This window comes from Gordonia shandongensis DSM 45094 (assembly GCF_000423025.1).
Classification (GTDB): Bacteria; Actinomycetota; Actinomycetes; order Mycobacteriales; family Mycobacteriaceae; genus Gordonia; species Gordonia shandongensis.
This window is the reverse complement of sequence record NZ_AUHE01000003.1, coordinates 61,819-87,294: the sequence shown is the minus strand read 5'-3', so window position 1 is coordinate 87,294 and position 25,476 is coordinate 61,819. Positions and strand designations below refer to the sequence as shown.

The following is a 25,476-nucleotide window of genomic DNA, read 5'->3' as shown; positions in this document are numbered from 1 at the left end:
GACCTCGCGGGGTGAAATGCCACGTCAGCCAGGCGCGGGATCAGCGCCCGCATCGGGGGATGCGGATTCCCGCCGAGCCGCCCCCGCAGCGGAGACCGACCGTCAGAAGGCGCCGTCGAGGAACTCGGCGTACGCGGGCAGATCGAGCTGCCCGTGCCCGGACAGTCCGATCACCACGACCTGCTCCTCGTCGCTGTCGGCGACGTGGGCGGCGCAGGCCGCGATCGCGTGCGTGGACTCCGGTGCGGGGACGATGCCCTGGGTGCGCGCGAACGTGACGCCCGCGGTGAAGGCGTCGTGCTGGGCGATCGCGGTGCCCTCCACGAGGCCGAGCTCCACGGTGTGGCTGAGCGCGGGCGCCATGCCGTGGTAACGCAGGCCACCGGCGTGGATCGGGTCGGGCACGAAGTCCATGCCGAGCGTGTGCATCTTGAGCAGCGGGGTCAGTCCGGCGACGTCGCCGTGGTCGTATCGGTACTCGCCGCGGGTGATCGACGGGCAGGCGGCCGGTTCGGCGGCCACGATGCGCGGGGTGGAGCGGCCCGCCAACTTCTCCCGAATGAACGGGAAGGCGAGGCCGGCGAGGTTCGAGCCGCCGCCGGCGCACCCGAAGACGACGTCGGCGCCGCCCGGCTCGACGAGGTTCAGCTGGTCGACGGCCTCCTGGCCGATCACGCTCTGGTGCAACACGACGTGGTTGAGCACACTGCCGAGCGCGTAGCGGGTGTCGGCGTCACCGGCCGCCACCTCGACGGCCTCCGAGACCGCCATGCCGAGACTGCCCGTGGTGTGCGGGTCCTTGGCGAGCATGTCCCGCCCCGCGGCGGTGAGGTCCGACGGGCTCGGGTGCAGGGTGCCGCCGTACGTGCGGATGAGGAACCCGCGGTACGGCTTGGAGTCGTACGACGCGCGGACCTGCCACACCTCGACGTCGATGCCGAACTGTGCGCCGGCGAACGCCAGGGCGCTGCCCCACTGTCCGGCCCCGGTCTCGGTGGTCAGCTTCGTCACGCCGTCGATGCTGTTGTAATACGCCTGCGCCACAGCCGAATTGGTCTTGTGACTGCCGACGGGGCTCACACCCTCGTACTTGACGTAGATGCGCGCCTTCGTGTTGAGGGCCTCCTCGAACCGGCGCGCACGGAACAGCGGCGACGGCCGCCACATCGCGTAGATGTCGCGGACCGGTTCGGGGATCTCGATGTACGGCTCGCTCGACACCTCCTGGGCGATGAGTCCGGAGGGGAACAGCGCGGCGAGGTCGTCGGGTCCGACGGGCTCCCCGGTGCCCGGGTGCAGGTGCGGTGGAATCGGCTCATCGAGTTCGGCGGCGAGGTTGTACCAGTGCGTCGGAACATCGACGGTGACCAGATCGGACGTGACCAGATCGGGATGAGAGCCACCAACATTGCTTGTCATGCACGTCACAGTAACGCGGACGCTAGGGTGCCGGTCATGGTGGGCATCAGGTGGGTGGCGAACGGGTTCTCGGGATCGACTGATCTCGCGGCCGTCCCGTGCACACCCGCCGACCCGGGCCTCGGCGAGCTGCGGGTCCGCATCCGCGCGGCCGGGGTGAATCCCGCCGACCTCAAGCACGTCCTCCGGGCGTACGATCCGGCTCTCCTGCCGATGCCGATCGGCTACGAGGCGGTCGGCGACGTGACCGCGGTGGGTCCGGGGACCCGCGCGGCGTCGGGCGCCGTCGCGGTCGGCGATCGGATCGCGGCGTTCCGCGTCCACGGCGCCTACGCCGAGGAGATGACGCTGCCGGCCGAGAAGGCCTTCGTCCTGCCGGCCGCGGTGCCCGACGATCAGGCGGCGGGCCTGCTGCTCGCCGGCACCACCGCCGCCGAGATGCTGCACAGGTCCGGGGCGCGACGCGGCGACACCGTTCTCCTGCACGGTGCGTCGGGTGCGGTCGGTGCGATCGTTGTCCAGCTGGCCGCCCGCGCGGGCGTGACGGTGATCGGCACTGCTGGGATCGGCACCGCGGGGATCGGCACTGCGGGACCCGACCGCGCAGCTGCCGTCGCCCGCTTCGGCGGCGTACCCGTCGCCTACGGTCCGGGGCTGGCCGATCGGGTCCGCGACGCACTGATCCGGATCGGCGTCGACGGACCGCCGGTCGCGGCCCTCGACGCCGCGGGCACCGACGAGGCCACGGCCGTCTCCCTCGACCTCGTCGCCGACCGCTCCCGCATCATCACCGTCGCCGACCGCCGTGCTGCCGCCGACCACGGGTTCGTGGCCCTCTCGGGTGCCGACGCCGAGAGCGCCGCGTTCCGCGACCGGATGCGCGGTCCCCTCCTGGAGCTGTTGGCCGACGGCTCCCTGACGGTGCCGATCGCGGCTCGCATTCCGCTGGCCGACGCCCCCGCGGCCCTCGACGTGGTGGCGTCGGGCCGCGCGCACGGCAAGATCGTGCTGATCCCGTGACGGGGCGAGCGGCGGGGGCCGCGGTCGCGGTGCTCGGCGTGCTGATCGCGGTGCTGACATCGATCGGGTGGGTTCAGGTGACCGCGACGCAGGACGGTCCCGGCGACCGCGACCTCGTCGCCCACGCCACCGTGTCGGGGCTCGGCGGAGCGGGCTTCCGGACCAACTGGCCCGACCTCATCGACACCACGGCCGCCACCGACTCGGTTCGCTACCACGATCTCGGCGCCGACTGGGTGGGCGAGCGGGCGACGCCGATCGGTGCCACGACCCTGACGTTCGGCATCGTGCTGGTGATCGTCGGGGCGGTGTCGGCCGCCGGTCGTCTCCCGCGGCTCGCGGGCGCTCTCGGCGTCGTCGTCGCGCTCGCCGCCGTCGGGGCGGCGTCCTACGTGACGGTGCGACCCGGTGACGCGGTGCTCGACACCCCGTCCGCGACGATGTTCGCCGCCGCCCAGGTCCCCGCCGTCGTGCCCCTGCACCACCGCGATCGGCCCCTGGTGCTCGACGACGCGACGCGGGCGCGCCTCCGGGGTCTGGAACAGACGGCCGGGACGCCCGCGGTCGGTCGGCACCTGTCGGTGACGGCCTCGCCGGCGGGCGGTCTCATCGGGGTCCTCGGCGCCTCCGTCGCCGCCGTCCTCCTCGCCGGGACGGTCCTGGCGTCCGCCGTCCGCGCCGGGCGACGGGTTCCGATCAGCCCGTGAGCACCGGGAGGGCCGCGGCGCGGACCGCCACCGTGACCGGCGGACGGCACAGGTAGTCGCCGTCGGCGTGGACGGGCAGGGGCCTGTCGATCGTCAGTTCCACACGCGTCCCGGACAGCAGGCGAACGTCCCGCCGCCGCACGTGGGCGCCGGTTTTGGCCTCGTTCATCAGTGCGGCGAGCCGGAACGTCCACTGCGTGCCGTCGACCACGAGGATCTCGATGCGGCCGCTGTCGACGGACGCCGTCGGAACGATGCGCAGTCCGTGTCCGTACTCGCCGGAGTTCGCGATCACGACGAGGTGCGCGGGCAGCCGGTGCGTCACACCGTCGACGGTCAGGCTCACCGCCATCGGCTTCCAGCGGAGCGCGGACAGGACCGGTGCCACGCGGTAGGCGAGCCGACCCATCCACCGCACGCCGTTGATGAGTTCGGTGGCCTCGGAGTCGAGGCCCGCGTACACGTTGCCGACCGCGACGGCCACGGTTCCGTCGGGCCGCGTCACGTCGAGGACGTCGAGGCGCCGCCGGTGGCCGTCGGCGATCACGCGGGCGATCCCGGCGGGGTCGGTGGGCAGGCCCAGATGCCGGACGAGGTCGTTGCCGCGGCCGGCGGCGGCGATGGCCATCGGTGCGTCGTCGACGGTGAGCACGCCGGATGCGACGTCGCGGACGTGACCGTCGCCGCCGACGGCGACCGTGACGGCACCGCGGTGCGCGGCGGCGGCCGCGGCGGCCGTCGCGTGTTCGGACGATTCGGATTCGACGACCTCGAGGTCGCGGCGACCCGCCTCGGTCAGTTCGGCGGCCACGGCCGTCCACAGGCGCCGCGAGGCGCCGCCGCCGGAGATGGGATTCACCACGGCGACGATCGGCGGATCATGGCTCGAGGTCACGGCAGCAGGATCCCCGGATTCAGCACGCCGTTCGGATCGAGCGCGTTCTTCACCGCACGCAATGCGGTGAGCTGGACGTCTCCGATCTCCTCCAGGTACGGGTCGCGATGGTCGGTGCCGATCGCGTGGTGGTGGGTGATGGAGGCGCCGGCCGCTCGGATCGCCGCGTTGGCCGCCTGTTTGGCGGCGGCCCACTGCTCGCCGGGGTTCTCCAGTGCCTTCGCGATCACCGTGAAGTACAGGGACGCCCCGGTCGGGTAGACGTGCGAGATGTGGCACATCACGACCGCCGGCGTCCCCTGTTCGCCGAGGGCGCCGGTGATCGCGGCGGTGACGTCGGCCTTGAGCCGCTCGATGTTCGACCAGAAGGTCACCGTCTCCAGGGTCTCGACGAGGGCACCGGCGTCGAGCAGCGGATCCCGCAGGTACGGTCCCCGGAACCGACCTTCACGCCAGTGTTCGCCGGGTTCTTCGCCGAGGGGCGTGCCGCCGAGTGCGCGCAGCCGAGCCGCGACGTACGGCTCACGGCAGTCGACGTCGTCGGCATCGCCTTCGACGCCGACGATCATCAGGCATCCACCGGTCGGGCCCTGTGCGGAGGCGCTGCCCGCCCCGGACGGGTTCGCCAGATTGAGGCCGGTCTCGGCCTCGTCCGACAGTCGCAGCACGGTCGGGCGGACCGATCCCTGTGCGAGGGCGCGCATGGCGGCGGCTCCGGACCCGAAGTCGGCGAAATGCCATCCCGAGAAGCGGCGGACCGCGGGAACCGGGTGCACCCGGACGCGGACCGCCGTGACGACGCCGAGGGCGCCTTCGCTGCCGAGGAACAGCTGCCGCAGGTCGGGGCCCGCCGCCGATTTGGGGGCGGTTCCGATCTCGGCGACGCCGGCGGGTGTCACGACCGTCAGCCCGACGACCATCTCGTCGAAGCGTCCGTAGCCGATCGACGACTGTCCGGCCGACCGGGTGACGGCGCAGCCGCCGATGGTCGCGCCCTCGTACGACTGCGGGAAGTGTCCGAGTTCGAGCCCGTGTTCACGCAGGAGTCGTTCGGCGTCGGGCAGGCGGGTGCCTGCGGCCAGCGTCGCCACCTGCGACACCTCGTCGAGGTGCAGCAGGCCGGTGAGCGCACGCAGGTCGAGGCTGATGACCGGGCGTTCGCGTTCGGGGGCCAGACCGCCGGTCACGGACGTGCCGCCGGAGAACGGTGCGACGGCGAGTCCGCGGTCGGCGCAGACGGCGAGCACCGCGACGATCTGCTCCTCGGCCGTCGGGGCCACCACGGCGTCGGGGGCGTCGCTGCCGTCGCCGGAGCGGAATTTCAGCAGGTCGGGGGTGGAGAATCCGCGGAGACGAGCGATCCGTGCTTCGGGGTCGGTGCGGACGTCGGCGCCGGTCGCGGCGAGTGCCGCGGCGGCGGCGGCGTCGAGCCGGGTCTCCGGGATCTGCGGCGCCGCGGTCGGCGGTGCGGGGTCGGTGATCCCGAGCATGCCGAGCGCTCCGGTCACCGAGTCGGACAGATGCATCGGGTCGGCGGGGTCGCCCCACCGGCCGGGCTCGAAGTCGACCGTGTCGACGTCGATCTCGCTGCGCGTCATCGTGTCACCCTTCCTGACGGCGGAGCGCGTCTCGTCCGGACGGCCCCGCAATGCTGATACAGTGTGACATATGATGTCGCAGCAAATCAACGCGGATGACGTCGCCTCGCGGCGCACCGCACCCAATGCGATCAGCGAAGACGTGATCCTCGACGCGGCCGCCACCCTCATGTCGACGATCGGCATCCGACGCACCACGATGGCCGATGTGGCCCGGACCGCCGACGTCTCGCGGGCCACGCTGTACCGACGCTTCCCCAACGTCGAGGCTCTCGCCGCCCAGGTCACCACCCGGGAGTTCGAGCAGATCGTCGCCACGGCACCGCTCGGCGGCGGACACACCCGCCACGACCTCGTCGCCACCCTCGTCCACCTGGTCCGGGAGGCCCGCACCCACCCGCTGCTGCGCCGGATCATCGAACTCGACCCCGAGTTCCTCATGCCGTATCTGCTGCACCGGACCGGACGGACCGCCCGCAACCAGCTCGCACTGGTGCGGTCGCTGCTCGCGGCGGCCCAAGACGGCGGGCACGTCCGTCCCGGCGACGTCGACGCGATGGCCGCCACCGTCCTCCAGATGGCATGGTCGTTCGCGCTCACCGGACCCGTGTTCGCCGACCCGGCCACCCTCGACTCCGAGCTCTCCGACCTGCTCGAAAGGTATCTCCGCCCATGACGACCGCCCTCCGCGACCTCCTCGTCGCGCACCCCGCCGTCCCGGCCGGCTCCCTGCTGTCACGGGGGCGCCGCGCCGACGAGCTGGGGCGTCTCGGCGACACCCCGTCGGTCGACCTGGTGGTGATCGGCGGCGGTGTGACGGGCGCCGGCGTGGCCCTCGACGCCGCCGCCCGCGGTCTGCGAACCGTCCTCGTCGAGCGCCGCGACCTCGCCTTCGGCACCAGCCGATGGTCGTCGAAACTCGTCCACGGCGGGCTCCGCTACCTCGCCTCGGGGGCGGTCGGCATCGCATACGAGAGCGCTGTGGAACGTGATGCGCTGATCCGCCGCATCGCGCCGCACCTGGTGCGACCGCTGCCGCAGGTGGTCCCCCTCCTCCCCGACGCCGGTGCGGTCGACACCGCCGTCACCCGCCTCGGATTCCTCGCCGGCGACGCGCTGCGGATCGCGGCGCGCACGCCGGCCGCCACCCTGCACCGCTCCCGGCGCATCGCATCGTCGGAGGTCGCCGCCCTGGCGCCCACGGTCCGTCGCGACGGCCTGCGAGGCGGCCTGCTCAACTGGGACGGGCAGCTGACCGACGACGCCCGCCTCGTCACCGGCATCGCCCGCACCGCCGCCGCACTCGGCGCCACGATCCTCACCCGAGCGGCCGCCACCGAGGTGACCGGCCGGTCGGTGCGGATCGTCGACGATGTCGCCGGGCAGTCGCTCGACCTGTCGGCGGCCGCCGTCGTCAACGCGACCGGCGTGTGGGCCGCCGAGGTGGACGACAGCATCGCGTTGCGCCCGAGCCGGGGCACCCACCTGGTGATGCGGCAGCACAGCTTCGGGGACCTGCGTGCGGGTCTGACCGTCGCCGTTCCCGGCCACTTCGGCCGCTACGTGTTCGCACTCCCCCAACCCGACGGGCTCGTCTACGTCGGCCTCACCGACGAGGAGGCGCCGGGCCCCGTGCCCGACGTTCCGGTCGCCGAAGCCGGCGAGATCGACTTCCTCCTCGACACGATCAACCTCGCGCTCGCCGCACCACTCACGCGCGGCGACGTCGTCGGCACCTATTCGGGGCTCCGTCCGCTGCTCGACGCGGGCTCCGGTGCGACCGCAGACGTCTCCCGCAAGCATGCCGTCCTGACCCGCGACGACGGCCTGGTGACGGTGGTCGGCGGCAAGCTGACCACGTATCGGCGGATGGCGCAGGACGCGGTCGACGCCGCGCTGGCCGTCTCGGGACGCACCGCGCGGCCGTGCTCGACCCGCACGCTCCCACTGGTCGGGGCCCCGACCGGCGGCGACGCCGTCGCCGAGCTGACTCGGGTGGACGCGCCGGAGCGTCTCGTCGCCAAGTACGGCACCGAGGCGCCCGCGGTCGCCGCACTCGCGGACGCCGATCCGGCACTGGCCGAGCCGGTCGCCGACGGCACCGACGTCACCGGCGCGGAACTGGTGTTCGGCGCACTGGCCGAAGGGGCGCTCGACGTCGACGATCTGCTGGAGCGGCGCACACGGCTGTCGTTGACCCCGTCGCGCGCGGACGCCGCGGGGCCGCTCGCGGAGCAGATCCTCGCGGCGACTACCGACTGAAGCCGCCACCGCTTCCCCGGCACCGATCGTCGGCCTCGGTCATCGGTCCGGAAGCTTCGGCGTCTCCGGCATCGCGCGCCGCCCCACGAGCACTCCGCGGGTCACCGCACCCTTGCCGAAGCGTGTGCTGACCGAGTCGATGGCGACGTCGAGCTCGCCCGCGTGATCGTCGCCGCCGAACGGAATCGCGAGTTGGACTGCGCCGTGATCGGACAGATTGGTCAGCGACAGGCCGATCAAGGTGCAACCGCGGTCACGGATCTGCGGCATCGCTTCATCGAGCAGACCTCTCGCCACAGCCAGAACCACCTCGGTGCCATCCGTCGGTTCGCCGAGCGTTCGGGAGCGAGTGATGCGCTCGAAATCGTGAAACCGCAAGCGCAGCACGATGGTTCGAGTCTCGCGGTGAGCAGCCCGCAGACGTCGCCCGAGGTCGTCGACGATCGCGATGAGTGTGGCCTCAATGTCTGCCGCCGACTTCGCTCGGCGGCCGAGCGCGCGCTGGGCTCCGATCGAGCTGCGGCGCTTGCCCGTCGTGACGCGGCGAGGGTCGTGGGCCATCGCCAGCGCGTACAGGTGCCGCCCGGTGCCGCGGCCCAGCAGGGAGCTCAGATGTTCCTCACCGAGCGAGGCCATCTGTCCGACCGTCTCGATCCCGGCATCGTGCAGGCGCGCCTCGGTCTTGGCACCGACGCCCCACAGGCTGCGCACCGGCAGCGGATGCAGGAAGTCGATCTCGCCGCCGGCCGGAATGTGCAGCAGTCCGTCGGGCTTGCCCGCGGCGCTGGCGACCTTGGCGACGAACTTGTTCGTCGCGATGCCGACCGTGATCGGCAGCCCCACCTGCTCTCGGACTCGCTCGCGAACTCGTGTCGCGATCACGACCGGTGTGCCGCTGATCTTTTCAAGACCGCCGACGTCGAGGAAGGCCTCGTCGACGGAGATCGGTTCGACGAGCGGGGTGATGTCGTGGAAGACGTCGAAGACCTCGCGGCCGGCCTGCGTGTACGCCGCGAACCGCGGGGGCACCGTGACCGCGCGGGGCACCAGCGCCCGCGCCTCGTGGCCGGGCATCGGACAGCGCACGCCCAGCGCCTTGGCCTCATAGCTGGCGGCGACCACCACCCCGCCTCCGACGAGGACCGGCCGACCGCGCAGCGACGGATCGTCACGCTGCTCCACGGAGGCGTAGAACGAGTCGAGGTCCGCGTGCAGGATCGACGCCTGCCGTCGCTCTCCGGACTCGATCTTCATGACGTCATGGTGCCACTCACCTACGACAGCACGGAGGCGAACGCCCTCGAAAGAACTTTCGAACAACCTCTTGACCTGGCCGTTCATCAGAGTATTATAGATCACATAGTAATCAAATGTATGAGCGATGAGGGGAGGCCGGCCGATGTCCACCACGCCTGCCGCCCCCTCCTTCGCCGACAACGACCCGACTGGCGATCCCGCCGTCGCTCCGGCGATCACGCTGCCCGATGATCCCGTTGCTCTGGCTCGTCTGCTCGTCGACGCCACCGAGGCCCTGCGCACCGCCGATCTCGACGCGCTCACCGAGGATCAACTGATCACCGTCGCCGAAACCGTCGAACAGGCCCGGCGCAAGGGCGACGCCACCGATGCCGCCCTCATCACCGCCGTCTCCGACCGCGCCGCCTACCGAAATGCGGGCTGGATCCGCCTGTCCCAGTTCCTCGGCTTCGGGCTGCGCCTGTCGCCCGGCGAAGTGAAGCGCCGCACCCTGGCCGCGAGCAAGATCGGTCGCCTCAGCAATCTGCAGGGTGAGGTCCTCGACCCCGTGCTGCCCGCGACCGCGACCGCTGTCGCCCACGGTGCCGCGTCCACGGCTCACGTCCTGGTGATCGCCGAGACGGTGCGCCTGATCCCCGACCGCGTACCGGCCGACACCGTCAGCCGCGCCGAAGCCGACCTGGCCGACGCCGCCCGCACCCTGGCACCCGACCAGCTCAAGAAGGTCGGGATGCGCCTGCTCGCACACTTGGATCCCGACGGCCGGCTCACCGACGAACGCGACCGACAACGCCACCGCGAACTCGTCCTCGCCCGCCAAGACCTTCGTCTCATGTCCAAGCTCACCGCCCACCTCACCCCGCAGGTCCGCGCCAAACTCGATGTCGTCCTGCAGGCGTGGGCGGCGCCTGGATTCAACGACCCCGACGACCCCGACTCGCTGCGCGGGGCCGCAGACGCCCCCGGCGTGGACCCCGCAGCTCGCGAGGCCGCCGCCGAACGGGATCAACGCTCCCCCGGCCAGCGCAATCACGACGCACTCGAGGCGCTTCTCGACTTCGCGCTCTCGCACAAGGCGCTCGGTGCACCCGGAAAGCTGTCGTCGTCGCTGGTGATCACCGCCGATCTGTCCGACCTCGCCGCCCGTGTCGGCATCGCACTCACCGCCACCGGCACCCGTCTCCCGGTCGGTGCGCTCGTCGACATCGCCGCCGACGCGGTGCCCTACCTGGAGGTCTTCGCCGACGCCACGCGCGAAGTCCTCTACTTCGGACGCGGTCGACGCCTCGCCGGCAAAGCCCAGCGCCTCGCCCTGTTCGGCCGCGACCGCGGGTGCACCGCTCCCGGCTGCGATCGTCCGTTCTCCATGACCGAGGCCCATCACATGCCCGACTGGCAGTACGGCGGATCCACCGACATCGATCACCTCGGCGCCGCCTGCGGCGGCCACAACCGCGCAGCGAGCACCGGACCGGCCCGCTGGGACACCGAGGTGCTGGGCTCCGACGCCGGGCCGAACGCCGGCCGCGTGGGGTGGAAGCCCGCAAAGCGCGACATCCCACCCGCGGTCAACCCGATCCACCACGCGGACCTGCCACTGCGCCGCCCACCACCCGCCGCGCATCCACCCTCGCCACGCGCATCGGCAGCCGAGTACGTCGTCCTCGATCTCCTCGCGTCCCACCCGGCGACGCCCACCGGCGACACCGATCTGCGATTCCCACCCGCTGCGTGACCCCGGGGATGCGGGCCCGTTCGACCCACAGGGTTCAGGCGGGTTCCCGCACCATCCGCAGCACCACGTCGTTGACGTGGTGTCCGCCGCCGGCGGGGATGCCGCGCTCCCGGGTCTCGTGGGTGACGACCGTCCAGCCGTCTCCGAGGATTCGCACCATGTCGTCGGGCCACAGGAACTCGCCGGGATCGCGGCCGTGTGCACGCAGCCCCTCCGGATCGTGCATCACCACGAGCAGAGTGCCGCCGGGCGCGACCGCCTCGGCGAGCTTGTGGAGCGTGGCTTCATCGTCGGCGGCGATGTGAAAGTAGCTGGCGGTGACGAGGTCGTACCGGCGCCCGAAGTCGTCGGTCGTGACGTCGAATGACGTCCAGGTGATCGCTTCACGTGAATCGCGGGCGGCCGCTCGCTCGAGAGCCACGCGCGAGATGTCGGCGCCCACGACCGTCCAACCGCGATCGGCCAGCCACCGGACATCGGCGCCCTCACCGCAGCCGAGGTCGAAGGCCGTCCCGGGCGCGAGGTCGCCGAGTTCGGCGACGACCGCCGGGTTCACATCCGTCGTCCACAGCCTGTCGGCGGAGTCGTACAGCTCGTCCCAGTCGGCGGCGGTCCGGGGGTGGGCGGGCGTCTCCTGCCGGTTCCCGTGCTCGGTGTGGGACTCGGATTCCTGATGGTCGTCGGTCACACGTCAACGCTGCCACACTCGAAGCCATGACGTCACGCATCCGGATCGGAGTCCAGCTCCAACCCCAGCACGCCCCCGACTACGCCCTCATCCGCGACGCGGTGAGACGGGCCGAGGACTCGGGCGTCGACATCGTCTTCAACTGGGATCACTTCTTCCCGCTGTACGGGGACGCCGACGGCGCTCACTTCGAATGCTGGACGATGCTCGCCGCCTGGGCCGAACAGACTTCGCGGGTGGAACTCGGCGCGCTGGTCACCTGCAACAGCTATCGGAACCCCGACCTGCTCGCCGACATGGCGCGGACCGTCGATCACATCAGCGGGGGCAGGTTGATCCTCGGCATCGGCGGCGGCTGGTTCGCCCGCGACTACGACGAGTACGGCTACGACTTCGGCACCAGGGGCAGTCGTCTCGACGATCTCGGACGGTCGCTGCCGCGCATCGCCGACCGGCTGGCGGCCCTGAACCCGCAACCGGTGCGCGACATCCCGGTCCTCATCGGCGGCGGTGGTGAGCGCAAGACGTTGCGGCATGTGGCGCGGCACGCCACCATCTGGCACGCCTTCGTCGATGTGGACTCGTACCGTCGCAAGTCGGCGATCCTCGCCGACCACTGCGCCGACGTCGGCCGCGACCCCGCGCAGATCGAGCGGTCGGCCGAGATCCGCTACGACGGCGACGTGGCGGCGATGCTGAGCTTTGCGGACGCGATCACCGCCGAGGGCGTCTCCCTGCTGACGGTGGCGACCGGCGGTCCCGACTACGACCTGACCGCCGTGGACGAGTTGGTCCGCTGGCGTGACGCGCGCGCCGACTGATCAGTCCCGGTGTCGGTGCCGTTCACGGCCGATTCACGCCCGATGCAGGTCGCGCAGCGCGGCCCGAGCCGCGCGGTATCCGCTCATCCCGTGGACTCCCCCGCCCGGCGCGGCCGCCGACGAGCACAGGTACACGCCGGGGACGCCGGTGGTGTGCGGGCTCGTCAGCGTGGGCCGGGCGAGCAGTTGGCGCAGACTCGCCGTCCCTCCACTTATGTCGCCGCCGACGAAGTTCGCGTTGTACGCCTCCAGCTCGGCGGCGGTGACGGTGATCCGGTCGATCACGGTGTCGGTGAAACCGGGTGCGCACCGGTCGATCTCCGCGACGATCCGGTCGGAGACATCCGTGTCGCAACCGAGGGGCACGTGGCAGTACGCCCACGCCAGATGCCGTCCGCGCGGGGCTCGGGTCGGGTCGAGGCGCGTGGGTTCCCCGCCGAGCACCCACGGCCGGTCGGGGATCCGTCCGGTGTCGGCGAGCAGTTCGCTGCGGCCGATCTGCGCGCGGTCCTCGGCGATGTGAAAGGTCGCCGTCCGCGTCGGCGCCGACCCGTCAGCCCACGGAATCGGCTCGGACAGGACGAAGTCCACTTTGCACACACCGGGTCCGTGCCGGACGCCGTCGAGTCGGCGCGCATACCGGCGGGGCAACGCGTCGCCGACGATCCGCGCCAGCGATCGGGCCGAGACGTCGAACAACACGGCGGGGGCCGCCGGGAGGTCGGCCATCGAGGTCACCTCTCGCCCCGTCTCGATGCGGCCCCCGTGCTCGGTGACGATCGCCGCGAGCCCGTCCACGATGGCCTGCGACCCGCCCGCCGCGATCGGCCACCCCGAGTCGGCGAGGGCGCCGAGCAACAGTCCCGGCGCCGTCGATCCCGGTGCACGCAGCGGACGCGCCCCGTGCGCGGCGATGCCCGCGAACGCCGTCCGCGTCCGTTCGTCGCGGAACGCCGCGCGCACGAAGGCGTCGACCGGCGCGGCCGCCGACGCTCCGAAGCGGGCCATCGCCGCGGGTCGCGTCGGGAGTCCCGGCATGGCGAGGACGTCGTCGACGAGGTCGCGGTGGGCGGCCACCCGGTTCCGCCATGCTCGCGCATCGCGTCCGGGGACGGCGGGCGACCGCACGGCGTCTCGGTGCACGCCGATCGCATCGCCGGGACCGAAGGCGTGCGCCACCGAGATCTCGGGGACGAGCCAGTCGACGCGGTCGTGCAGCCCGAGATCGGCGAAGGCCGGCGACGCGTACCCGGTGGGATGGACCGCGGCGCACACGTCGCGGCGGATGCCCGCGCCGAACGCCTCGTCGGTGCGGCATCCCCCGCCGATGCTCGACGACGCCTCCAGGACGAGGACCGCCAGTCCGGCGCGCGCGAGGACGGCGGCGGCTGTGAGACCGTTCGGACCCGCCCCGACCACGACCGCATCTGCTTCGTCGTTCACCGCACTCCACTCACCCACGGAAGTCTGTCGCCTCCTCACGTTAGATTGAGTGCCATGACGTTCACGAGTTGTCGGCGTGTGCCGGTCGGTCGGCTCCTGGCGATTGTGACGGGAGCGGTCCTGACGGGGATGGTGGCCCTGCTGGCGGCGCCGCTGGGCGCGGGGACGGCCGCGGCGCAACCTCCCATCCGCCTCGGCGACCAGGTGGTCGACGCCGCCGGCGTCCTGGCGCCGGGTGACGGGCAGCGGATCCAGCGCGCCATCGACGATCTCGACGCCGACCGCGGCATCCAGATGTGGGTCGTCTTCGTCGACGACTTCGGCGGTCTCACGCCGGTCGAATGGATCCGTCGGACCGTCGATCTCAGCGACCTCGGTTCGCGCGACGTCGTCCTCGCCGCCGCGACGGCCGGCGGCCCCGATGCGGGCCGTCTCGCGGTGACCGATCCGATCGACGGGCTCACCGACGACGAACTGCGGTCGATCACCGAGGACACGCTGCTGCCCGGACTCTCCAAACAGCGGTGGGTCGACACGGCCGTCGACGCCGTGACGGAAGTGGACGATGCTGCGGACGACGACTCGCGCACCGGTCTGATCGTCGGCGCCGTCCTCGCCGTGCTCGCCGTCCTCATCGTCCTCGGCATCGGTCTGGCGCTGCTGATCCGTCGCCGCCGCGGCCGTTCCGTCGGTGCGACGGCGTCCGGCACGCCGACTCCCGCCGCCGAGTCGTCGAACGCCCTGACCGTCGACGAGCTGGCGGACGAACCGCTCGGGGTCCTCGACGCCTGGTCGCTGGAGGTTCTCACCGCGACCGATGATGTCGTCACCACCAGCGCCGACGAGCTCGATCTGGCCGTCGAGGAGTTCGGCGTCGCGGCCACCGCTCCCTTCTCCCGGGCCCTGGCCGACGCCCAGCAGACGCTCACCGCGTCGTTCGCGGCCCGGCACCGACTCGATCGCGCCCCCGACGTCGCGGAGGCGGAACGGCGCGGGGTCCTCACCCAGATCATCACCTCGTGCTCGGATGCCGACGCGCTGCTCGACGCTCAGGCGCCCGCCTTCGATCGGCTGCGGGACCTCTCGACCGACGCCGACGTCCGGCTGGGTTCCCTGCGCGACCGGGTCGCGCAGACCACGGCGCGCATCGCCGACGGTGAGCGGCTCCTCGTCGATCTGGCCGCCAGACGCGGCGGTACGGCGCCGTCGTTCATCGCCGACAACATCCGGCTCACCCGCGAGCACATGCAGTTCGCGGAGGACAGCCTGGTCGAGGGCGCCGACGCCGTGACCGAGCCGTCCGAGGCGCGCGGACAGGCCGTGGCTGCGTTGCGCGCCGCCGAGGGTGCCCTGTGCGCGGCCGACACTCTGCTCGACGCCGTCGATTCGGTGTGCCGCACATCGGCGCGCGCGGGGACGGGGCTGCCCGGCCTGATCGCGGCCGTCCGCGCCGAGGTGGCCGCCGCCCGTCGGGAGTCCGCCGACGGCGTGCTCGACGCGGAGATCGACGCCGCCCAGAAGGCGCTCGACGTCGCGGACACCCTCCGTGACACCGATCCGCTACTGGCGTTCGGCGATCTGGCCGACGCCGACGCCGATCTCGCCGCCGCGCTCGATCGATTGCGGGGCGCGCCGGCCGATCACCCGCGTTCGGCCGAACTGGTGCGTAATGCCCTCGAGACCGCGGAGGCCCGCACGCAGGCGGCCGCCGACTTCGTCGTCGCTCGCCGCGGTGCGATCGGCGCCCGCGCCCGCATCCTGCTGTCCCGCGCACAGCAGCTCGGCGGCGGTGCGGTCGCCGCGGCCGAGTCGGCACCCGACCGGGCGCTGGTGACCGCGCGTCGTGCCTCGCGGGTGGCGGCCGAAGCGCTTGCGGCGGCGGAGGCCGACGTCGCCGCCGCGGGCATCGATTCGGCCGCGGTTCTCGCCGGGATCCTCGTCGACAGCATCGTGCGCGACGAGGTCACCGTCGGGGCCGCTCGTCCGGCGCCGCGGGGCTTCACCGCAGGCGGTCGGAGTCCGGCGTCGTTCGGCGGCTCGTCGACCGTGGGTCGGATCGGGACCGGCGAACGCGTCTGACCGAACACCCCTGAGCGAACACGCCTGACTGGGATCTCCTCGGTGATCGGAGTGGTCGCACCCCGGCCGATTTTTACTTAGACTTACGAAGTGTTAGTCTCGCGAAGTGCTTGACGACAGTTCTCCCGACCTCGCGTCCGGTCTTCGCCACACCCTGACGAGGCTCTATCTGACGCTGCGGCGCAACGCACCACTCGGTGACATCAGCGCCGCTCAGGGGTCGGCACTGGCCCTCCTGCACGACCACGGCCCCATGCGCATGGGCGAATTCGCGGACCGCGAATCCATCCGCATGCCGACCGCGACCGCACTGATCGACGGCCTGTGCCGAGAAGGGCTCGTGTCTCGCGAACCCGACCCGACCGACCGCCGCGCAGTCCTCATCTCGATCACCCCGCAGGGCGTCGACGCCGTCGACGACATCCGCAGCCGCCGGGACGACGCCGTCACCCGCGCACTCGCCGACCTGTCCGAGGCACACCGTTCGGCGATCGCCGAAGCCCTCCCCGCCCTGCGCGACATGCAGTCCCGATTGGAGAACTATGACCGGAAATAGCCACTCGCTGACCGAGGCGTTCAAAGGCCAGCCGAAGACCGTCTGGGTGACGGCCTTCGCCGCGGTGATCGCCTTCATGGGCATCGGCCTCGTCGACCCGATCCTCAACACCATCCGCGAAGCCCTCAACGCTCCCGAGACCAAGCTGACCCTGCTGTTCGGCGTGTACATGGGCGTTCAGGTGGTCGCGATGCTGCTGACCGGCTGGGCGGCCTACCGCTTCGGCCCCAAGCGCACCCTGACGACCGGCCTGGTGTGCATCGTCATCGCCGCGGGCGTCTCCACGTTCGCCGGGAACATCGACCAGCTCATCGCACTGCGCGTCATCTGGGGCCTGGGCAACGCACTGTTCATCGCGACGGCCCTGGCCTTCATCGTCGGACAGGCGACCGGCGGCCAACACGGTGCCATCCTGCTGTACGAGGCGGCGCTGGGCGCCGGTCTGGCCGTCGGCCCGCTGCTGGGCGCGGTCCTCGGCGAGTGGACGTGGCGAGCACCGTTCGGCGGCACCGCCCTGCTCATGCTCGCCGGCGCCATCCTGTGCACCGTGATGCTGCCGCCCGACGGTCCGCGCACCGAACGCCAGCCCGTCGCGCTCCTCGACCCGATCAAGGCGCTGCGGAACCGCGCACTGCTCATCAACTCCATCGGCTCGGCGTTCTACACCGGCGCCCTGTTCACCGTCATCGCCTGGGCGCCGATCGCGATGGGGCTCCGGCCCATCTACGCGGGCATGATCTTCTTCGGCTGGGGTCTGCTCACCGCACTCGCCGGTGTCTTCGTCGCCTCCCGCGTCGCGGAGGCGATCGGCGACCGCGGCGGTGTCATGGCGGCGATCTGCGGTTACCTCGTGGTGATGCTGCTCGCCGGCGTCGGCGTGGTCGGCGACCAGGTGTGGCTCATCGGCGCGGCCGTGGTCCTCTCCGGCATCCCGTCGGGCATCTTGAACACCCTGTTCACCGGCGTGGCGATGTCGGCGACCGATGAATCGACTCCGCGGTCGGTGGCCAGCGCCGGCTACAGCTTCCTGCGATGGATGGGTGCGGCGGCGTCGGCGATCCTGGTCGCCTACCTCGGCCAGTGGTTCGGTCTGGCCTCGCCCTTCTGGTTCGCCGCCGGCTATTGCGCATTGGCCTTGTTCGCACTGCTCATCACCGGTGGAACACGACCTGGTGAACACGAGGTCGACGAGGCCGACGTCCTGGTGGGCGCCGAGGAGTTCTGAGGCTCGGCGGGGCGTTCACTACGATCGGAGCCATGCCCACCGCACTGATCACCGGAGCCAGTCGGGGCGTCGGCGCGCAGATCGCCCGCGCGCTCGCACCGACCCACGATCTGCTTCTGGGCGGACGCGGCTCCGCCGAACTCGACGCCCTGGCCACCGACCTGGAGGGTGCGGTCACCTTTCCGGTCGACGTCACCGACTACGAGGCTCTCGACGCGGCGACCGAGGCCATCGGGTCGCTGGACGTGCTGGTCGTCAACGCCGGCATCGCCTCCAGCCTGGAGGCCGTCGCCGACACGCCGGTCGAGGAGTGGCGGGCGCTCATGGAGACCAACGTGGTGGCGGCCGCCGAGCTCACGCGGCTGCTGCTGCCCGCGCTCCGCACGGCGGGCGGGCACATCGTGTACGTGAACTCCGGTGCGGGGATGAACGTTCGCCCCGGGTGGACGCCCTACGCGGCGAGTAAGTTCGCGCTGCGGGCGTTGGCCGACGGCGTCCGCGCCGAGGAGCCGTCGATCCGCGTGACCTCGGTGTTTCCGGGTCGGATCGACACCGACATGCAGCGCGACATCGTCGCCGTCGAGGGTCGCGACTACGACCCGTCGCAGTTTCTGCGCCCGGAGAGCGTGGCGGCGGCGGTGGCGCACGCCGTCGGCTCCCCCGCCGACGCGCATCCGACCGAGATCGTCCTGCGGCCGCGACCGCACTGACTGCCCTGCTCTGACTTCGCTGCTCCGGCTCCCTCTGCTCTGCTCTGAGACCCGGCCGCTCGCACTCCGCCGCGCGCTGCGCGGGGCGCAGCGAGTCGAAGCCCCGGACCGGATCGCCCGATGCGGTCCATTCGCGTACGACTCGCTGCGCCCCGCCAGCCTAAACCCTGTCCCGGCGAGGCCGGATCACACCTGGGTGAGGTCGGACTGCTCCCAGACGGCACGCATCGTGCGGATCTTGCCGTCGTCGTCGAAGGTCATGATGTCGATCGGGGTGATCTGGAAGGTCATCCCCCCGGTCCCGGTGACCAGGGTGAACTCGAAGACGGCGGTGTCGCCGGCGATGCGGGTCCACGCGAGGGTCGCGCTCCGGCTGTCGAGGCCGGTCACCACGCCGTAGAATTCGAGCAGTTCGTCACGGGTGCTGCGGACCGGGGTCCCGATCGGGTCCTCCACGGTCGCGCCGTCGGCGAACAGTGCGACGATGTCGTCGGCCGAGCCGGTGTTGAGGCCGTCGATGTACGCCTGGACCGTCGCCGCGATCTTGTCCGACAGACCCGTCTCCTGCTGTTCAGCAGTCATTGCCACTCCCTGAATTGGAACACGTTCTAGCGACCAGGCTAGCAGCGGGCGCCGCCCCGCACGGGGCTGCTGGCAGGATCGACGGCATGACCGTCGCCAAATCCCTCATCCTGTTCGCCCTGGCGGCACTCGCCGAGATCGGCGGTGCGTGGCTCGTGTGGCAGGGCCTGCGCGAACACCGCGGACTGCTGTGGATCGGCGGCGGCGTCGCGGCGCTCGGACTGTACGGCGTGATCGCCACCCTGCAGCCCGACGCCGAGTTCGGCCGCATCCTGGCCGCGTACGGCGGCGTCTTCGTCGCCGGATCGCTGCTGTGGGGGATGCTCGTCGACGGCTACCGGCCCGACCGGTGGGACGTCGTCGGCGCGCTGATCTGCCTCGTCGGCGTCGCCGTGATCATGTACATGCCGCGGTCGCTCATCGGCTGAGACCGCGTACCGCCCCGCCGACGCAGTGCACTGCTTCGGGACGGACCGCTACTTCAGGTCGGCGCTGCTCTTACCGAGGACCCGGCGGGCGATGATCAGCTGCTGGATCTGCTGGGTGCCCTCGAAGATGTCGAGGATCTTGGAGTCCCGGGCCCACTTCTCGAGGAGTTCGGTCTCCGAATAGGCTGCCGCAGAACCGATCTCGACCGCCTTATTGGTGAGGTCGGTGACGGTGCGGCCGGCCTTGGCCTTCGACATCGACGCCTCGGCGGAGTTCGGCTCCTTGTTGTCGGCCATCCATGCGGCGCGGAGGGTCAGCATCCACGACGCCTCCCAGTCCGACTCCAGGCGGATGTACTCGGCGACGGCGGCGTGCTGGGCGGCCACCGGGCGGTCGTAGTCGACCTCGTGGCCGGCCTCCTCGAGCATCCGTCGCAGTTCTTCGAGCGCTGCCCGTCCCAGGCCGACCGCCATCGCCGCGACCACGGGGCGGGTGTTGTCGAAGGTCTGCATGACGCCGCCGAAGCCCTTCTTGACCTCGATCTCGGGCGTGCCGAGCAGATTGTCCGCGGGCACCCGGACGTCCTCGAACCGCACCACAGCGGTGTCGGACGACTTGATGCCGAGCTTGTGCTCGAGGCGGGCGACGGTGACACCGTCGGTCTTCATCGGCACCACGAAGCTCTTGATCGCCGCGCGGCCGACGCTCTTGTCGAGGGTCGCCCACACCACCACGTGGTCGGCACGGCTGCCGGCGGTGACGAAGATCTTCTCGCCGTTGATGACGTAGTCGTCGCCGTCGCGCACCGCGGTGGTGGAGACGGCGGCCGAGTCCGAGCCGAAGCTCGGCTCGGTAATGGCCATGGCGGCCCAGACGTCGGCGAACCGCTCGAGCTGCTCGTCGTTCGCCACCGCGGCGATCGCCGCGTTCCCGAGGCCCTGGTGGGGAATCGAGAGCATGAGTCCGACGTCGCCCCAGCTCAGTTCGCGCGCATTGAGCACCGAGCGGAGATTCGCGCCGTTGACGGTTCCCTCGTCGGACGCCGTGCCGCCGTCGGCATCCTTGTCGCCGGAGCGGGCCTTCTTCGCGAGCTTTCCGAGCTCGTCGAGCTCGACCGGGTACTCGTGTTCGGCCTTGTCGTATTTGCGGGTGATGGGCCGGAAGATGTGTTCGGCCGCCATGCGGGCGCGCTCGACCGTGGAGTTCAGCTTCTCCGGGAGCTCAAGGTTGATTGCCATGACGCTATCTTACTACTGAGTAAGGTCATTGCCAACAGGCCGACCCGAATCCGTCGCGCTACGGTCGGGCATGTGACCACCTCACCTCTCTTCCCGCCCGACGCCACCGAGCCGCCTCCGGCGATCGTCGTCGACGGCCGCTACGTCTTCGGCACCTACAACGGTCCGGTGCCGGTGGTGAACCCCCTGGACGCCACGACCCCGGGCCCACTCCCGCGCGCCCGGCGCCGCAGCCGCGACCTGCGCCTCAAGGAGTGGGAGGCCTTCCAACTCGGCGACGACGACTGGTTCGTCCTCGGTGCGGTCTACAACGCCAAGGTGCTCGGGCTCCTCCAGGTGCTGGTCGTGAACAAACAGGCCGCCACCATCGCCCGGTGGGAGACGAAACTCCCCGCACCGCTGCTCGACGTCGCCCACGGCCTCACCGGCACCGCGTCGTCCGGCGAGTTCGCCGGACTGCGCCTCGAGATCGGCAACGATCTCGCCGACGGACTCGTCACCGTCGACGCGGAACACGCGGGCACCGCCCTCAAATCGGTTCTCGGGCTGCATGTGACCGGCGACTGCGGCGGCGCCGGACACCTCGCCGTGGTCCATCCCTTCGACGACGACCACGCGCTGTACTCGCACAAGACGATGATGCCCGCGCACGGGTCGCTGGTCGTCGACGGCGAACGCGTCGGTTTCGACGACGAGCGCGGATTCCTGATCCTCGACGACCACCACGGCGACTACCCGCGACCGATGCAGTACGACTGGGTGACCGCGGCCCGCCGCGGCGCGAACGGCCGCGTCGAGGGGTTCAACCTCACCGACAACCAGATCCGCAATCCCGGCGTCTACAACGAGAACGCGATCTGGATCGACGACACGGTCCACCGACTGCCCGCCGTCACCGTCCACCGCCCCGACGGCCCGTGGGGCACATGGCACATCCGCGACGCCTCCGGCGCCGTCGACGTGACCTTCACGCCCACGGTTCCGTCGACCATGCACGTCGGCCCGCGCAAGGCCCTCGCCGAGTACTACGCGCCGTACGGCTGGTACGAGGGCGTGATCCACGCCGAGCACACGACGCTCACCGTCGACGGCATGTTCGGGGTCGGCGAACAGAAGCGCATCTCGCTGTAACCCCGGTCAAGGAGCGACGACGGTCGCCAGCATCGTCCCCGGCCGACCGTCCACGTCGACGAATCCGAGGCGTTCGTACAGCCTGCGCGCCGGGTTGCCCTTCTCGACGCTCAGGCTCACGCCGTGGTGACCCGCCCGCGCCGCATGGTCGAGAGCGACCGAGACCAACCGACCCCCGAGTCCGCGCCTTCGAGAGTCCGGTGCACAGCAGACGCTCAATTCACCGATTCCGGGCGCGACGAAGCCGTAGCCGGGATCGTCGGCCGGAAGCATCAGCACCCACACCACCGCCTGCCACCCCTCTGGGCCGTCGACCACGAAGCCGAAGTCGCCGCGGCCGGGGACGAAGCGCGTGTAGCGCCGCAGCTCCGGTCGCCGTTCGACGTCATCCGAGGTGAACCGGTCGCGTGACCAGTTGAAATTCAGCAGCGTCGCCTCGCACACCACCGGGCCGTCGTCCACAGACAACGGGCGCGGCGAATCCGGAGCCGGCGTCATCCCGCGGGCCGATCGCCGGGGCCGTCTTCCGGATCGCCGGCCGCATCCCGCGGGCCGTCCGCGTCGGCACGATCGGTGCGGCCCCACGTGGTCCCGATCGCGATGCCGACCGCCAGACCGATCGCGATGCCCACGGCGACGTTTCCCAACGCGGCACCGAGCGCCACACCCAGACCCACGCCGATCGCGAGACCGGCGCCGAGCGAGTCGCTTCTGCGCATCGAACAGCCCGCCTTCCCGCGGTCGCCCGACGACACGGCACGCCGTCAGGGCACCACGTTCACCATCTTGCCCGGAACGAAGATCACCTTGCGCGGTTCGCCGTCGAGAAGCGCGGCGATCTTCTCGTCACCGAGGGCGGCGGCCACCACCGTCGGCTCATCGGCGTCGGCGGCGACCGTGATGCGGCTGCGTACCTTGCCCTTCACCTGGACGGGAATCTCGATCGACTCGTCGACGAGCCACCGCTCGTCGACCGTCGGGAACGGGCCGTGCGCGAGCGACCCGTCATGGCCGAGCCGGTCCCACAGTTCCTCGGCCAGGTGCGGGGCCAGGGGAGCGAGCATCAGGACCAGCGGCTCCACGCATGCCCGCGGCGCCCCGCCGGGGTAGTGCTTGGTGAGGAAGTTCGTCAGCTCGATCAGCTTGGCGCCCGCCGTGTTGGTCCGCAGGTTCTCCAGATCGTCGCTCACCCCGTCGATCGCGCGGTGCAACGCCCGCTGCGCATCATCGGAGGGCTCGGTGTCGACGACCCGGACGTCACCGGTCTCCTCGTCGATCACCAGCCGCCACACCCGCTGCAGGAACCGCTGCGCGCCGACGACGTCCTTCGTGGCCCACGGCCGCGACTGGTCGAGCGGCCCCATCGACATCTCGTACACGCGCAGGGTGTCGGCACCGTAATCGCGGCAGATGTCGTCGGGCGCCACCGAGTTCTTGAGCGACTTGCCCATCTTCCCGTACTCCTGGTGGACCTCCCGCCCCTGGTACAGGAACTTTCCGTCCACCTCCTCGACCTCCGCGGCCGGCACGTAGACCCCGCGCGAATCGGTGTAGGCGTACGCCTGGATCATCCCCTGGTTGAACAGGCGCCGGTACGGCTCGCGGCTCGTCACGTACCCCAGGTCGTAGAGCACCTTGTGCCAGAAGCGCGAATACAGCAGGTGCAGCACCGCATGCTCCACACCGCCGATGTACAGGTCCAGGCCACCCGGATCGTCCGCACCGTGAACCGCCGGACGCGGACCCATCCAGTAGGCCTCGTTGTCCTTTGCGCACAGCGTCTCGTCGTTGGTCGGATCGATGTACCGCAGCTGGTACCACGAACTGCCGGCCCACTGCGGCATCACGTTGGTGTCGCGGGTGTACGTCTGCAGCCCGTTGCCGAGATCGAGCTCGACGGCGACCCATTCGGTGGCCTTCGCCAGCGGGGGAGAGGGCTCGCTGTCGGCGTCATCGGGATCGAACGACACCGGCTGGTAGTCGGCGACCTCCGGCAGCTCCACCGGCAGCATGGCCTCCGGCAGGGCGTGCGGCGCCCCCTGGCCGTCGTACACGACGGGGAACGGCTCACCCCAGTACCGTTGGCGCGCGAACAGCCAGTCGCGCAGTTTGTACTGCACGGTGCCGACACCCGTGCCGTCGGCCTCCAGACGCTCGATCATGGCGCTCTTGGCCTCGTCGACGCCCATCCCGTCGAGGAAACCGGAGTTGACGAGCGTGCCGTCGCCGACGAAGGCCTCCTCGCCGATGCCCTCGGCCGAACCGATCACCTCGAGCAGCGGCAGCCCGAAAGCGGTCGCGAACTCGTAGTCGCGGGTGTCGTGCGCGGGGACGGCCATGATGGCGCCCGTACCGTAACCGATCAGCACGTAATCGGCGATGAACACCGGGATCTGCGCACCGTTCACCGGGTTCGTCGCGTACGCGCCGGTGAACACACCGGTCTTCTCCCGGTTCTCCTGACGCTCCAGATCACTCTTCGCGGCGATCGACGCGCGATACGCGGCGACGGCCTCCCGCGGCGACGGCGCCCCGCCGGTCCACCGCTCGTCCACACCGTCGGGCCACGCCGCGGCGACGATCTCGTCGACCAGCTCGTGTTCGGGCGCCAACACCATGTAGCTGGCACCGAACAGGGTGTCGGGTCGCGTGGTGAAGACCTCGATGGCGGCGGAGGCGTCCCGGACCGGGAAACGCACCCGCGCACCACGCGACCGGCCGATCCAGTTGCGCTGCATCGTCTTGACCTTGTCCGGCCAATCCAGCAGGTCGAGATCGTCGAGCAGGCGGTCGGAGTAGGCGGTGATCCGCATCATCCACTGCCGCAGGTTCTTGCGGAACACCGGGAAGTTGCCGCGATCACTGCGCCCCTCGGCGGTGACCTCCTCGTTGGCCAGCACGGTGCCCAGGCCCGGGCACCAGTTCACCAGCGAATCGCTGAGATACACCAGACGGTGCTCGTCGAGGACCTCCCGACGTTCGGCACGGCTGAGCGCCACCCAGTCGCGGCCGTCCTCCAACTCGCGGGTGCCGTTCTCGAACTCCTCGATCAGCTCGTCGATCCGGCGGGCACGACCCTGTTCGGGATCGAACCACGCGTTGTAGATCTGCAGGAAGATCCACTGCGTCCAGCGGTAGAAGTCGATGTCGGTGGTCGCGATGCGCCGACGCTCGTCGTGCCCCAGACCCAGGCGGCGGATCTGCTGCAGGTACCGCTCGATGTTGGCCTCGGTGGTGGCCCGCGGGTGGGTGCCCGTCTGCACGGCGTACTGCTCGGCGGGCAGGCCGAACGAGTCGAAGCCCATCGTGTGCAGCACGTTCTTGCCCGTCATCCGCTGGTAGCGCGCGTAGACGTCGCTGGCGATGAACCCGAGGGGGTGCCCGACGTGCAGGCCGGCGCCCGACGGGTACGGGAACATGTCCTGGATGAAGAGCTTGTCGTCGGCGTCCGGCGACGGCCCCTCGAAGTCCGTGAAATCGCCCGCGAGGGGGCCGACGGGATTCGGCGCGGCGAAGGTCTGGTTCTGCGTCCAGAACTCCTGCCAGCGCGCCTCGATCTCGCCCGCGGCGCGCGCCGTGTACCGGTGGCCGTCGGACGAACGATTCTCAGAATCAGCAGAAGTCACCCGACCAGCGTAAATCCTCGCGTCACAGTGCCCAAAAGCACACCGTGGGAATCAC

The 25,476-nt window shown here is 71.0% G+C and carries 23 protein-coding genes; 12 read left to right on the top strand and 11 right to left on the bottom strand.

The genetic code is table 11. The features are described from left to right. Positions 1–102: 102 nt before the first annotated feature. Entirely contained in the window at positions 103–1,419 is a 1,317-nt protein-coding gene (locus tag G528_RS0105630) for a TrpB-like pyridoxal phosphate-dependent enzyme (protein ID WP_026918124.1), read from the bottom strand. Positions 1,420–1,455: 36 nt separating this feature from the next. On the opposite strand from G528_RS0105630, the gene G528_RS0105625 reads away from it, so the two are divergent. Both G528_RS0105625 and G528_RS0105620 read left to right on the top strand, forming a co-directional pair. Beyond that, positions 1,456–2,439, top strand: coding sequence for a quinone oxidoreductase family protein (locus G528_RS0105625; RefSeq protein ID WP_026918123.1), 984 nt, complete (start codon positions 1,456–1,458; stop codon positions 2,437–2,439). After that, on the top strand, positions 2,436–3,146 hold the full coding sequence (locus G528_RS0105620; protein ID WP_026918122.1) for a hypothetical protein: 711 nt from the start codon (positions 2,436–2,438) through the stop codon (positions 3,144–3,146). Before G528_RS0105625 ends, G528_RS0105620 begins: the two co-directional genes overlap by 4 nt. Here G528_RS0105620 and G528_RS0105615 read toward each other — a convergent pair. Both G528_RS0105615 and G528_RS0105610 read right to left on the bottom strand, forming a co-directional pair. Next, positions 3,136–4,041, bottom strand: coding sequence for a diacylglycerol/lipid kinase family protein (locus G528_RS0105615; protein ID WP_026918121.1), 906 nt, complete (start codon positions 4,039–4,041; stop codon positions 3,136–3,138). The genes G528_RS0105620 and G528_RS0105615 overlap by 11 nt on opposite strands. After that, entirely contained in the window at positions 4,038–5,639 is a 1,602-nt protein-coding gene (locus G528_RS0105610) for an FAD-binding oxidoreductase (RefSeq protein WP_026918120.1), read from the bottom strand. The genes G528_RS0105615 and G528_RS0105610 overlap by 4 nt, the downstream gene beginning before the upstream one ends. A gap of 70 nt (positions 5,640–5,709) precedes the next feature. Here G528_RS0105610 and G528_RS0105605 point away from each other — a divergent pair, with 70 nt between their 5' ends. Both G528_RS0105605 and G528_RS0105600 read left to right on the top strand, forming a co-directional pair. Then, positions 5,710–6,315, top strand: a complete 606-nt coding sequence (locus G528_RS0105605; protein WP_026918119.1) for a TetR/AcrR family transcriptional regulator — start codon at positions 5,710–5,712, stop codon at positions 6,313–6,315. Further along, a complete protein-coding gene (locus tag G528_RS0105600; protein WP_051198351.1) occupies positions 6,312–7,901 on the top strand; it encodes a glycerol-3-phosphate dehydrogenase/oxidase in 1,590 nt (529 codons plus the stop codon). The genes G528_RS0105605 and G528_RS0105600 overlap by 4 nt, the downstream gene beginning before the upstream one ends. A 39-nt stretch (positions 7,902–7,940) precedes the next feature. Here G528_RS0105600 and dinB read toward each other — a convergent pair whose 3' ends face one another. Then, entirely contained in the window at positions 7,941–9,155 is a 1,215-nt protein-coding gene (gene dinB / locus G528_RS0105595) for a DNA polymerase IV (RefSeq protein ID WP_026918117.1), read from the bottom strand. Positions 9,156–9,300: 145 nt separating this feature from the next. On the opposite strand from dinB, the gene G528_RS16515 reads away from it, so the two are divergent. Beyond that, a complete protein-coding gene (locus G528_RS16515; RefSeq protein WP_084638052.1) occupies positions 9,301–10,893 on the top strand; it encodes an HNH endonuclease signature motif containing protein in 1,593 nt (530 codons plus the stop codon). A 34-nt stretch (positions 10,894–10,927) separates the two neighbouring features. Here G528_RS16515 and G528_RS0105585 read toward each other — a convergent pair whose 3' ends face one another. Next, a complete protein-coding gene (locus tag G528_RS0105585) occupies positions 10,928–11,581 on the bottom strand; it encodes a class I SAM-dependent methyltransferase (RefSeq protein ID WP_026918116.1) in 654 nt (217 codons plus the stop codon). 26 nt (positions 11,582–11,607) lie between these two features. Here G528_RS0105585 and G528_RS0105580 point away from each other — a divergent pair, with 26 nt between their 5' ends. Further along, complete coding sequence (locus tag G528_RS0105580) at positions 11,608–12,402, top strand: LLM class F420-dependent oxidoreductase (RefSeq protein WP_026918115.1); 795 nt, start codon at positions 11,608–11,610, stop codon at positions 12,400–12,402. 33 nt (positions 12,403–12,435) lie between these two features. Here the strand turns inward: G528_RS0105580 and G528_RS0105575 are convergent, their stop codons facing one another. Next, positions 12,436–13,845, bottom strand: coding sequence for a phytoene desaturase family protein (locus G528_RS0105575; RefSeq protein WP_026918114.1), 1,410 nt, complete (start codon positions 13,843–13,845; stop codon positions 12,436–12,438). A 54-nt stretch (positions 13,846–13,899) separates the two neighbouring features. On the opposite strand from G528_RS0105575, the gene G528_RS0105570 reads away from it, so the two are divergent. The 4 genes from G528_RS0105570 (at position 13,900) to G528_RS0105555 (ending at position 18,415) form a co-directional block, all read left to right on the top strand. Next, complete coding sequence (locus G528_RS0105570) at positions 13,900–15,924, top strand: TPM domain-containing protein (RefSeq protein WP_026918113.1); 2,025 nt, start codon at positions 13,900–13,902, stop codon at positions 15,922–15,924. A 106-nt stretch (positions 15,925–16,030) separates the two neighbouring features. After that, complete coding sequence (locus tag G528_RS0105565) at positions 16,031–16,480, top strand: MarR family winged helix-turn-helix transcriptional regulator (protein ID WP_026918112.1); 450 nt, start codon at positions 16,031–16,033, stop codon at positions 16,478–16,480. Then, complete coding sequence (locus tag G528_RS0105560; protein WP_026918111.1) at positions 16,467–17,705, top strand: MFS transporter; 1,239 nt, start codon at positions 16,467–16,469, stop codon at positions 17,703–17,705. Before G528_RS0105565 ends, G528_RS0105560 begins: the two co-directional genes overlap by 14 nt. Positions 17,706–17,737: 32 nt before the next feature. Beyond that, positions 17,738–18,415 (top strand): SDR family oxidoreductase, encoded by a 678-nt coding sequence (locus G528_RS0105555; RefSeq protein ID WP_026918110.1) that lies wholly within the window; start codon positions 17,738–17,740, stop codon positions 18,413–18,415. A gap of 186 nt (positions 18,416–18,601) precedes the next feature. Here the strand turns inward: G528_RS0105555 and G528_RS0105550 are convergent, their stop codons facing one another. Next, positions 18,602–18,997, bottom strand: a complete 396-nt coding sequence (locus tag G528_RS0105550; RefSeq protein WP_026918109.1) for a nuclear transport factor 2 family protein — start codon at positions 18,995–18,997, stop codon at positions 18,602–18,604. Positions 18,998–19,083: 86 nt separating this feature from the next. Here G528_RS0105550 and G528_RS0105545 point away from each other — a divergent pair, with 86 nt between their 5' ends. Further along, the gene (locus G528_RS0105545) at positions 19,084–19,425 is read left to right on the top strand and encodes a YnfA family protein (RefSeq protein WP_026918108.1); all 342 of its coding nucleotides are present in this window, start codon (positions 19,084–19,086) and stop codon (positions 19,423–19,425) included. A 48-nt stretch (positions 19,426–19,473) separates the two neighbouring features. Here G528_RS0105545 and G528_RS0105540 read toward each other — a convergent pair whose 3' ends face one another. After that, positions 19,474–20,664, bottom strand: coding sequence for an acyl-CoA dehydrogenase family protein (locus tag G528_RS0105540; RefSeq protein ID WP_026918107.1), 1,191 nt, complete (start codon positions 20,662–20,664; stop codon positions 19,474–19,476). Between the two features lie 72 nt (positions 20,665–20,736). Here G528_RS0105540 and G528_RS0105535 point away from each other — a divergent pair, with 72 nt between their 5' ends. Further along, on the top strand, positions 20,737–21,795 hold the full coding sequence (locus G528_RS0105535; RefSeq protein ID WP_026918106.1) for a DUF2804 family protein: 1,059 nt from the start codon (positions 20,737–20,739) through the stop codon (positions 21,793–21,795). Positions 21,796–21,801: 6 nt separating this feature from the next. On the opposite strand, the gene G528_RS16510 is transcribed toward G528_RS0105535, so the two are convergent. Genes G528_RS16510 through leuS form a run of 3 tightly spaced genes read right to left on the bottom strand, consistent with a single transcriptional unit; the run spans position 21,802 to position 25,421 of the window. Next, positions 21,802–22,257 carry a GNAT family N-acetyltransferase gene (locus tag G528_RS16510; protein ID WP_051198348.1) on the bottom strand — a complete coding sequence of 152 codons (456 nt, stop codon included), beginning with the start codon at positions 22,255–22,257 and terminating at the stop codon, positions 21,802–21,804. A 32-nt stretch (positions 22,258–22,289) separates the two neighbouring features. After that, on the bottom strand, positions 22,290–22,514 hold the full coding sequence (locus tag G528_RS17990; RefSeq protein WP_156890360.1) for a glycine zipper domain-containing protein: 225 nt from the start codon (positions 22,512–22,514) through the stop codon (positions 22,290–22,292). Positions 22,515–22,559: 45 nt separating this feature from the next. Further along, positions 22,560–25,421 carry a leucine--tRNA ligase gene (gene leuS / locus G528_RS0105520; RefSeq protein WP_026918105.1) on the bottom strand — a complete coding sequence of 954 codons (2,862 nt, stop codon included), beginning with the start codon at positions 25,419–25,421 and terminating at the stop codon, positions 22,560–22,562. Positions 25,422–25,476: the final 55 nt, after the last annotated feature.

Bases quoted from the DNA above. Each gene is read 5' to 3' on its own strand.
- G528_RS0105550 (WP_026918109.1), bottom strand. From the start codon at position 18,997: ATGACTGCTGAACAGCAGGAGACGGGTCTGTCGGACAAGATCGCGGCG.
- G528_RS0105560 (WP_026918111.1), top strand. From the start codon at position 16,467: ATGACCGGAAATAGCCACTCGCTGACCGAGGCGTTCAAAGGCCAGCCG.
- G528_RS0105605 (WP_026918119.1), top strand. From the start codon at position 5,710: ATGATGTCGCAGCAAATCAACGCGGATGACGTCGCCTCGCGGCGCACC.
- G528_RS0105540 (WP_026918107.1), bottom strand. From the start codon at position 20,664: ATGGCAATCAACCTTGAGCTCCCGGAGAAGCTGAACTCCACGGTCGAG.
- G528_RS17990 (WP_156890360.1), bottom strand. From the start codon at position 22,514: ATGCGCAGAAGCGACTCGCTCGGCGCCGGTCTCGCGATCGGCGTGGGT.
- G528_RS0105580 (WP_026918115.1), top strand. From the start codon at position 11,608: ATGACGTCACGCATCCGGATCGGAGTCCAGCTCCAACCCCAGCACGCC.
- G528_RS0105600 (WP_051198351.1), top strand. From the start codon at position 6,312: ATGACGACCGCCCTCCGCGACCTCCTCGTCGCGCACCCCGCCGTCCCG.
- dinB (WP_026918117.1), bottom strand. From the start codon at position 9,155: ATGAAGATCGAGTCCGGAGAGCGACGGCAGGCGTCGATCCTGCACGCG.
- G528_RS0105545 (WP_026918108.1), top strand. From the start codon at position 19,084: ATGACCGTCGCCAAATCCCTCATCCTGTTCGCCCTGGCGGCACTCGCC.
- G528_RS0105610 (WP_026918120.1), bottom strand. From the start codon at position 5,639: ATGACGCGCAGCGAGATCGACGTCGACACGGTCGACTTCGAGCCCGGC.
- G528_RS0105625 (WP_026918123.1), top strand. From the start codon at position 1,456: ATGGTGGGCATCAGGTGGGTGGCGAACGGGTTCTCGGGATCGACTGAT.
- G528_RS0105555 (WP_026918110.1), top strand. From the start codon at position 17,738: ATGCCCACCGCACTGATCACCGGAGCCAGTCGGGGCGTCGGCGCGCAG.
- G528_RS16515 (WP_084638052.1), top strand. From the start codon at position 9,301: ATGTCCACCACGCCTGCCGCCCCCTCCTTCGCCGACAACGACCCGACT.
- G528_RS0105630 (WP_026918124.1), bottom strand. From the start codon at position 1,419: ATGACAAGCAATGTTGGTGGCTCTCATCCCGATCTGGTCACGTCCGAT.
- G528_RS0105570 (WP_026918113.1), top strand. From the start codon at position 13,900: ATGACGTTCACGAGTTGTCGGCGTGTGCCGGTCGGTCGGCTCCTGGCG.